The sequence below is a fragment of the Acidiphilium sp. PM genome, from assembly GCF_000219295.1.
GTDB classification, from domain to species: domain Bacteria; phylum Pseudomonadota; class Alphaproteobacteria; order Acetobacterales; family Acetobacteraceae; genus Acidiphilium; species Acidiphilium multivorum.
Genome location: NZ_AFPR01000600.1, coordinates 1 through 898 on the forward strand (window position 1 = coordinate 1; position 898 = coordinate 898).

At 60.5% G+C, this 898-nt stretch carries 3 protein-coding genes; all 3 read right to left on the reverse strand.

Annotated elements, in window-relative coordinates; translation table 11 throughout:
• Window positions 1-292: VirB8/TrbF family protein (locus APM_RS19280; RefSeq protein WP_007425074.1), on the reverse strand; the 292-nt coding region annotated here is incomplete at its 3' end.
• Window positions 289-471 (reverse strand): type IV secretion system lipoprotein VirB7, encoded by a 183-nt coding sequence (locus APM_RS23210; protein ID WP_081432844.1) that lies wholly within the window; start codon window positions 469-471, stop codon window positions 289-291. The genes APM_RS23210 and APM_RS19280, both read right to left, overlap by 4 nt.
• Window positions 471-898, reverse strand: a 428-nt coding sequence (locus tag APM_RS19285; RefSeq protein WP_007425075.1) for a type IV secretion system protein, incomplete at its 5' end; no start/stop codon positions are given. The genes APM_RS23210 and APM_RS19285, both read right to left, overlap by 1 nt.

Genomic DNA, 898 nt, shown 5'->3' on the forward strand with positions numbered 1-898 from the left:
CCGCCTTCTCATCGCTGGGAAGGCTGTTGAAATTCATGGTGGTACTGGTGGTGCCGTCTGACTTCACGGTGATGAAGGCGGGCACGAGCTTTTCGAGGGGCAGGATCATCACGATCGCCCCCGCGAGGGTCACGTTGACCGCCAGGGACACGCCGGCCACTACCCAGCCCACACGGCCCCAGCGGCGGGCGGTGCGCTTCTCAGTGGCCTGGAAGGATTCGACATCCTGGAAATAGGCGGCGAGCCGTTCGTTATCGATCGGCAAGGCCGTGTTTTTCATGTCCGCGTTCATGAGTGGGGCACCTGCGGCGGTCGTGCCAACTGCGCCGCGCTTGGCGACCAATGGCCGGGATTGAGGGCGAACATCGGCCCGTGAGCCGTCGCCAGCGGGTCACTGGCCGCGCAGCCCGCCAGTAGGCCGGCTGCGCACATGAGGATAATCAGGCGAGACAACATGCGTGAGCCCTTCATTATTTGAACCAGTTGGCTGGGTTCACGATCCCGGAAATATTGAAGTCCACACCGCCGCCAATGTAGGCGGCGATGCCGGGAAGCATGATCGTGATGAAGGCCGTGATGGCGGTATAGGCGGCGATTTCGCCGAGGATGATGATTTCGGTTTGCACTGGGTCGGCGGTGAACGTGGTCGAGACCTTGGTGTTCAGAAAATCAGTCATGCCGCCGGTGAACAGCGATAGAAGCGCTGTGATCAGGAGCAACAGGATCGCCAGGCCGATCAGCTTGCCGAGCCAGCGTTCCGGGATGCCCTTTGTGGCTTCAAAGAGATATCCGATCAGCAGGAATGGCCCGATGGCGACGAGAAGGCCCGTCAGTGTTGTCGAGATGAGATACACCGCGAACACGAGGGCAAGGGCGATGAAAAAGACGACAAGAACCA

Bases quoted from the DNA above. Each gene is read 5' to 3' on its own strand.
- APM_RS23210 (WP_081432844.1), bottom strand. From the start codon at position 471: ATGAAGGGCTCACGCATGTTGTCTCGCCTGATTATCCTCATGTGCGCA.